The 7,165-nt window shown below is 65.9% G+C and carries 6 protein-coding genes; 5 read left to right on the top strand and 1 reads right to left on the bottom strand.

The features are described from left to right. The first annotated feature begins 166 nt into the window (after positions 1 to 166). Positions 167 to 937 carry a peptidylprolyl isomerase gene (locus tag VJ811_RS18695; RefSeq protein ID WP_324075182.1) on the top strand — a complete coding sequence of 257 codons (771 nt, stop codon included), beginning with the start codon at positions 167 to 169 and terminating at the stop codon, positions 935 to 937. A gap of 36 nt (positions 938 to 973) precedes the next feature. Next, on the top strand, positions 974 to 2,035 hold the full coding sequence (gene queA / locus VJ811_RS18690; RefSeq protein ID WP_324075180.1) for a tRNA preQ1(34) S-adenosylmethionine ribosyltransferase-isomerase QueA: 1,062 nt from the start codon (positions 974 to 976) through the stop codon (positions 2,033 to 2,035). Between the two features lie 127 nt (positions 2,036 to 2,162). On the opposite strand, the gene VJ811_RS18685 is transcribed toward queA, so the two are convergent. Beyond that, positions 2,163 to 2,837 carry a helix-turn-helix domain-containing protein gene (locus tag VJ811_RS18685; RefSeq protein ID WP_324075178.1) on the bottom strand — a complete coding sequence of 225 codons (675 nt, stop codon included), beginning with the start codon at positions 2,835 to 2,837 and terminating at the stop codon, positions 2,163 to 2,165. A gap of 423 nt (positions 2,838 to 3,260) precedes the next feature. Between VJ811_RS18685 and VJ811_RS18680 the strand changes: the two genes are divergently transcribed. The 3 genes from VJ811_RS18680 to tgt all read left to right on the top strand — a co-directional run. Then, positions 3,261 to 5,453 (top strand): EAL domain-containing protein, encoded by a 2,193-nt coding sequence (locus VJ811_RS18680; RefSeq protein ID WP_324075176.1) that lies wholly within the window; start codon positions 3,261 to 3,263, stop codon positions 5,451 to 5,453. Between the two features lie 53 nt (positions 5,454 to 5,506). Continuing rightward, the gene (locus tag VJ811_RS18675) at positions 5,507 to 5,995 is read left to right on the top strand and encodes a hemerythrin domain-containing protein (protein WP_324075174.1); all 489 of its coding nucleotides are present in this window, start codon (positions 5,507 to 5,509) and stop codon (positions 5,993 to 5,995) included. A gap of 254 nt (positions 5,996 to 6,249) precedes the next feature. Continuing rightward, on the top strand, positions 6,250 to 7,165 hold a 916-nt coding region (tgt, locus tag VJ811_RS18670), incomplete at its 3' end, for a tRNA guanosine(34) transglycosylase Tgt (protein ID WP_324075173.1).

The raw sequence follows: 7,165 nt of genomic DNA, 5'->3' as shown, positions 1-7,165 counted from the left end.
GGAGGCCGGGTGGGGGAGCGGGCCGGTGCCGCCAACATAAGGACACCCGATCATTGAGCGTTCAGCTTTTTCCGGCTAGGGCGCGCCATCGGGGCGCAAATCCAGTTTATTATCCAAAGGCCGATCCAGCATGAAATCATCCTTCCGCCCCTTGGTTCTTATGGCGATGGCGTTCGGTCTCGCAGGCGCCGCCGTCGCGCAGGATGCGCCGCCCGCACCGGGGCCGAACCCCGACCAAAGCCAGCCGGCGCCGCCCGTCGAAACGCCCCCGCCCGCGCCGGTCGAAACCCCGACCGCGCCCGCGACGACCGAGGCTGCTCCGGCAACCGTGGCGCCGCCTGTAATCCCGGCGATGGCCCCCGACCAATATATGGGCGTCCCCGAATATATGCTCAACATCGACCTTTCGACGGGCGGCCGGATCGTGGTCCAGCTCTATCCGAATGTCGCGCCGAACCATGTCGAGCGGATCAAGCAGCTCGCACGCGCGGGCTTTTACGACGGGATCAAGTTCCACCGCGTGATCGACGGCTTCATGGCGCAGACGGGCGATCCGACCGCGACCGGGCAGGGCGGCTCGCAGCTTCCCGACCTCAAGGCCGAATTCAACCCGACCCCGCATCTGCGCGGCACGCTGTCGATGGCGCGGGCCGAGAGCGAGGATAGCGCGAACAGCCAGTTCTTCATCATGCTCCAGCCGCGCTTCAGCCTCGACCGCCGCTACACCGCGTTCGGCCGCGTCATATCGGGCATGCAATATGTCGACGCGATCCAAAAAGGGGAACCGCCGGCGGTGATGTCGCGCATGGTGCAGGTGTCGGTCGCGGCCGACAACAAGCCGGTCCCGCCGGCGTCGCTGCTGACCGAAACGGTGCCCGCGCCCGCTGTCGTGCCCACAGTGACGGTCGACGAGCTCAACGCTCCGATCAAGCAGTAAGCGCGCGCCCGCGCGCGCCAGAATCTGAACCTCGCCATGCGCGTCGACGCCTTCGATTTCGATCTGCCCAATGAGCGTATCGCGCTCCGCCCCGCGCGGCCGCGCGATGCGGCGCGGATGCTCGTGGTCGATGGCGGCGAGATCGTCGACGCGGGGGTCGGCGATTTGCCCGCATGGCTGCGCCCCGGCGACTGTCTGGTGTTCAACGACACACGCGTGATACCGGCGCAGCTCGAAGGGCGGCGCGGCGTTCGACCTGATGGCGCGCAGAGCACGCCGGGGGCGAAGATCGGCGCGACGCTGCACAAGCGGATCGACCTGCGCCGCTGGCAGGCGTTCATCCGCAACGCCAAGCGGCTGCGCGTCGGCGAAATGGTCGATTTCGGGCAGGGGGTCGCGGCGCTCGCCGAGGAGCGGCTCGCCGACGGTAGCTTCATCCTCGCCTTCGCCGGCGACGAGCCGGTCGAGCTGCTGCTCGAGCGCGCGGGCACGATGCCGCTGCCGCCGTATATTGCCGGCAAGCGCCCCACCGACGACGCCGACCGCGCCGACTATCAGACGATGTTCGCGCGCGAGGACGGCGCCGTCGCGGCGCCGACCGCGGCGCTGCACTTCACGCCGAAGCTGCTCGATGCGCTCGCCGCGGCGGGCGTCCTGACCGAAACGCTGACGCTGCATGTCGGCGCCGGAACTTTCCTGCCGGTGAAGGCCGACGATACCGAAGATCATGTCATGCACGCCGAATGGGGCCGGATCGAGGCCGATACCGCCGCGCGGCTCAATGCGGTACGCGCGGCGGGCGGCCGGGTGATCGCGGTCGGCACGACGAGCCTGCGCCTGCTCGAAAGCGCGGCGCAGGATGGCGGCATCATCGCGCCCTTCGCGGGCGACACCGCGATCTTCATCACCCCCGGCTATCGCTTCAAGGCGATCGACGGACTGATGACCAATTTCCACCTGCCACGCTCGACGCTCTTCATGCTGGTCAGTGCGCTGATGGGGCTGGAGACGATGCAGGCGGCCTATGCCCACGCCATCGAAAGCGACTATCGCTTCTACAGCTATGGCGACGCGAGTTTGTTGTTGCCCGCACGATAGGCAAGCAGCCTCTAGGATCCTGACCCTAGAGTGCGTTCGGTTTTGATGGAATCAAAACCGGCACTCTAGATTCTAGTTTTTCCGCGATTTCCGAGCCGTGAAATGTTCCATTTCACTCGAAATCACTCTAATATTCGATCGTGATCTTGACCTTGGCCGGATCGACGCCCGCGAGCGCGGCGATCTCTTCGCGGCTCGCCCGGACCAGTGCATGCATTTGCTGTGCGCTCGCCGCGGGATCGACATGCACGGGCGAAGGCGCGCCGGCGAGCAGTTCGTGCTCCGAAATGCCGAAAGCCTCGGCCAGCGCGGGCAGGTTGCTGCGCCGCGGCACGGTCTTGCCGCTTTCCCACGCCCAGATGCTCGGCCGGCTGAACCCCGTCCGATCCGAAAGCGCCGCGCGGCTGAGGCCGCGTTCCTTCCGGAGCCGGAGCAGGCGCTGGGCCAGCATTTCGTCGCGGTCCGGAATGCGTGCGGGATCGACGTCGCCGGGAAGCGGATTGCGCAGCTGCGCCGCGCTGAGCGCCGCGCGCGACAGCGGCCGGTCGAAACGGCAACCCGCGAGCGCCTCGCTGCGCCACACGATGGTGGCGGCGCAATCGGGCGCCTCGGGCAATGCGACCGTCAGCCGCTGACCGATGGCCAGATCGGATGCGGTCTCGATCAGCATGCCGGTCGACGAGAGGTTGTGGATCGCCACCGTCGTGCCCTCGCTGCCTTCGAGCGATCCCGCGGCTTCAAATCGCATGTACATGCGCGGCGCACCGCGCTTGGCTCCGTCGGCCTGTCGCTTTTCGATCATCGCATGAATGGGCATGGGTCAGCTATGCGCGCGATCGGTTGTCGAGTGGTTAATGGGTGGCGCCGCATCGCGGGCACATGCTCCGCCCGATGCCTGGCAACAAGGCCCGTTCGCGGTCCCTGGGGCGAACCGTGCGCGGCTTGCGGCGGGTGAATCGACAAGGCGCCGCGATTTCGGCCGTTTCAATCGAACTTATAGTCGATTTCTCCGTTAAGATATTAACAGCGGCCGCCCCGCTTCTGAACGCCGACAGCGCGACCTGACCGCGGATCGGGGAACGGCCCATCGGACGGTTCCCGGCGGGCGATGCCGGCAACGTCCTCAAACGGAACGGTATCCGGAAAGCCGTTGGATATTTACACTATCGCAACAGCTTGCCGGCATAGCGGCCGGAATGTGGGGACCAGGTGAAAAATTTGTTTGATGGACAGTCCATCGCGCACGAATTCCGGCGAACGGAGAGATGAGGGAACCGACGAAAGCCAGCGCGGCTTTTTCGGCTTGCTCGGCGCGCGTGTCGGCAAGCAGCGCGGCGATCCCGCGGCGCCGCTGCACACTCGCGAAGCGCTGCTGCTGCTCCAGAATTACGAGGAAAGCGGGCAAGGCTGGTTCTGGTCGACCGACGCCAAGGGCCGGCTGACCTATATAACCGATTCGGTAGCGCGATTGATGGGGCGAACGACCGGCCAGCTGCTCGGCACCGCCCTCACCGACCTGTTCCTGCCCGTCGACAGCCATGGCGAGCGCCAGCGGACGCTGCCTTTCCTGCTGACCAAACAGTCGAAGTTCGACAAATTGCCGCTGCGCAGCGCGTTCGAGGGCGACGATCGCTGGTGGGCGATATCGGGCCGGCCGCAATTCGATGGCGATAGCCAATTCACCGGTTATCGCGGCAGCGGGACCGACGTGACCGCGCAGCGCCGCTCGGCCGAGGATGCGTCGCGGCTGGCGCTTTATGACTCGCTGACCGGGCTCGCCAACCGGTTCGCCATCTCGAAAAAGCTCGATACGACGCTCGCGGCCTTCGCGCAGCAGCAGCGGTCGTGCGCGATCATGCTGCTCGACCTCGACCGCTTCAAGCAGGTCAACGACACGCTCGGCCATCCGGCGGGCGATGCACTGCTGAAACAGGTCGCCGAACGCTTGCTGAAGATCGTCGGCGACAAGGAAATGGTCAGCCGCCTTGGCGGCGACGAATTCCAGATCATCCTTCCCGACATTGAGGATCGCGGCAAGCTCGGCGATATGGCCGCCGACATCATCGCCAGCCTGTCGCAACCCTATTCGGTCGAGGGCAGCCGCTGTATCATTGGCGCGTCGGTCGGCGTCGCGATCGCGCCGTTCGACGGCCTGACCAGCGACGACCTCGTCCGCAACGCCGATCTTGCGCTCTATGCGGCAAAGGGGAACGGCCGCGGGCGGTTCAGCTTCTATTCGAGCGACCTTCACACCGCGGCCGAGGACCGCCGCGCGCTCGAGGACGATCTGCGCGACGCGCTGGTGCGCGGCGAGATGGCACTGATGTATCAGCCGGTCGTCAATTCCAGATCGAATATGGTGAGCGGGGTCGAGGCACTGATCCGCTGGACCCACCCCGAACGCGGCGTGATCTCTCCCGCCGTGTTCATTCCGATTGCCGAAGAGGCCGGGCTGATCTGGGCACTTGGCGAATGGGTGCTGCGCACGGCGTGCGAAGATGCCGCCCGCTGGCCGGGCGACATGCGGGTCGCCGTCAACGTCTCGCCGATCCAGTTTGCGAACGAAGACCTCCCGAAAATTATCGCCAGGGCGCTCGCGGCAACCGGCCTTGCGCCGCGCCGGCTCGAACTCGAAATCACCGAAAGCGTGTTCCTGGGCGATACGGCCGAGACCGCGCGGATGTTCAAGGCGCTGAAGGCGCTGGGGGTTCGCCTGGCGCTCGACGATTTCGGCACCGGCTATTCGTCGCTCGCCTATCTGCAATCGGCGCCGTTCGACAAGATCAAGATCGATCAGAGCTTTGTTCGCGACGCGACGATCCCGGGGTCGCGCAACGGCGCGATCATCGCCGCGATAGTCGCGCTCGCCGAGGCGCTCGAGATGGAAACGACCGCCGAAGGCATTGAATCGCTCGACCAGCTCGACCTCGTCCGCAAGCTGAACGTCAGCCATGTCCAGGGTTATGTCTATAGCAAGCCGGTGCCGCAGACCGAGCTGCTCGAACATGTCGGGGGGACGTGGACGATCAAGCCGGCGGGTCCGGCGCGCCAGCGCAACGACCGCTTCTCGCTGTTCCGCAAAGTCGGTGCGATCCACGACAATCACCGTTACGCCGTCGTGATCCGCAACCTGTCGACGACCGGCGCCTTTATCGAGGGGCTTCTGGATGTGCCCGTTGGCACACGCTTCGTGATCGATTTTGGCGAGGGGCAGCTCGTCACCGCGACCGTGCGCCGGTCGATGAAGCACCAGCAGGGCGTTGAATTCGAACAGACGATGGTCAGCGACGGCAATGGCGGGCTTTGCACGCGCCACCGCGTTTCGCCCTATCTGATCGCCGCCGCGACCCAATCGACGGTTTCTGCGATGGCGGCGCTGCCGTCCTTCACGACGACGAGCGACTGGAAAGCGGCCTGACGGCCGGAACCGCGCGCGGCGCGAGCCGTTCTTTTCCGGAAATGGAGAAGAAGATGGCCGAGACCAAAATCTTTGCGCGACTGAAGGCCGATCACGACCGGCACCGCGAGCTGCTGGGCCGCATCGATGAAACGCAGGGCGACAGCGACGAGCGCCGCACTCTGTTCGAAGCCTTCCGCGTCGAGGTGACCGCGCACGCCGCGTCGGAGGAAATGTCGCTCTATGCGACGATGCTCGCGACCCCCGATTTGCGCGACGAGGCGCAGCATAGCGTCGCCGAGCATAAGGAGATCGAGGATTTTCTGACCGAGCTTTACGAGATGGACTTTTCCTCGACCGGCTGGCTCACGCGCTTTCGGTCGATGAAGGAGCGCTACCTCCACCATATCGACGAGGAGGAGGAAGAGATGTTCCCGCAAGCCGAAAAGGGGCTGTCCGATGCGAAGAAGCGCGAGCTGATCAAGATATTCGAGAAGGAAAAGCCGAAGGAAAAGGCGAAGGCGGCCGAGGAGGAACCGTCGAGCGAAGAGGCGAAGGAATAGCGTCGCTTCGGATCCTCCCTGTCGCGAAGCGATGGGGAGGGGGAGTGCAGGGTTGGATTGCCCCCGGTAATCCAAGTCCAGTCCGGGGGACTGGACGACCCAGCACTCCGCCGCAGGCGGTGGTGGAGGGGTGTCGACGTCGCGTCATTACCCATCCGTCAGCGCTGCGCGCTGCCACCTCCCCATGGCTTCGCCACAGGGAGGATCGGTCCACTCCTCGACTTTTGGCGCTCTCCTCTCCATAGGCGCGCCCAATGACAAGATTCGCTTTTTCGATCGCCGCGACCGACGGCGCCGCGCGCACGGGCACCATCGCCATGCGGCGCGGCGAGATTCGCACGCCCGCCTTCATGCCCGTCGGCACCGCCGCGACGGTGAAGGCGATGCGCCCGGCCGAGGTGCGCGCGACGGGCGCCGACATCATATTGGGCAATACCTATCACCTGATGCTGCGCCCCACCGCCGAGCGCATGGCGCGGCTGGGCGGCCTTCATGATTTCATGGGCTGGGACCGCCCGATCCTGACCGACAGCGGCGGCTATCAGGTGATGAGCCTGTCGGCGCTGACCAAGCAGAGCGAGGAGGGCGTCGCGTTCAAGAGCCATCTCGACGGCTCGCGCCATATGCTCACCCCCGAACGATCGATGGAAATCCAGCGTCTGCTCGGCAGCGACATCGTGATGGCGTTCGACGAATGCCCGCCGAACGGCGTCGATGGCAAGCGCGCCGAGGCGAGCATGGAACGATCGATGCGCTGGGCGGCGCGCAGCCGCGCGGGTTTCGACGCGGGCGAGGAGCACGCCGCGCGGTCGGCGCTGTTCGGCATCCAGCAGGGCTCGCTCGACGCGAAACTGCGCGCGCGGTCGGCGGCGGCGCTGACCGACATCGGTTTCGACGGCTATGCGATCGGCGGGCTGGCGGTGGGCGAGGGGCAGGCGGCGATGTTCGGGGTGCTCGATTTTGCGCCAGGGCAGCTCCCCGCCGACAAGCCGCGCTACCTGATGGGGGTGGGCAAGCCGGAAGACCTGGTCGAGGGCGTGCGCCGCGGCGTGGACATGTTCGACTGCGTGATGCCGACGCGCAACGCGCGCAACGGCACGCTGTTCTCGCGCTACGGCGACCTCAAGATGCGCAACGCGCGCCACAAGAGCGACCCGCAGCCGATCGACA

The organism is Sphingopyxis sp. (genome assembly GCF_035250425.1).
In the GTDB taxonomy this organism is placed as follows: Bacteria; Pseudomonadota; Alphaproteobacteria; order Sphingomonadales; family Sphingomonadaceae; genus Sphingopyxis.
This window is presented reverse-complemented; position numbering and strand designations above follow the sequence as displayed.